This is a genomic window from Nocardia cyriacigeorgica, from assembly GCF_010858045.1.
GTDB classification, from domain to species: Bacteria; Actinomycetota; Actinomycetes; order Mycobacteriales; family Mycobacteriaceae; genus Nocardia; species Nocardia cyriacigeorgica_E.
Genome location: NZ_JAAGVC010000230.1, coordinates 1 through 324 on the forward strand (window position 1 = coordinate 1; position 324 = coordinate 324).

A 324-nucleotide genomic window follows, 5' to 3' on the forward strand; every position below is an offset into this window, starting at 1 on the left:
GAATATCCGGCCGTTGCGGGTGCCGGGCGCATTGACGAGGATCGTGACCGTCCCGTCCGGTCTGCTCGCCGCCTCCGACACGATCTGGCGCAGCGTCGCGTAGACGGCGCCGTTCTCGTCCCGGTAGATCTTGGTGTCGCTTTCCAGGCCCGCGCCGATCCGGTTGGCAGGCACCACCATGGTGACCAGTGCCGGGATCGGTCCACCCGCCAGCGCGGCGGTCTCCGCGTTGTTCAGATGCACGCCGACCCGCGACTGTTCGGGATCCATGATCGGATCGGCGCGGGCCTGGAAAGCGACACCAAGATCTACCGGGACGAGAAC

Annotated in this window: 1 protein-coding gene; it reads right to left on the bottom strand. The window is 67.3% G+C overall.

The annotated features are described in order from the left end of the window. A partial coding sequence (locus GV790_RS29495) for a hypothetical protein (protein ID WP_163818088.1) occupies positions 1–324 on the bottom strand: 324 nt, incomplete at both ends.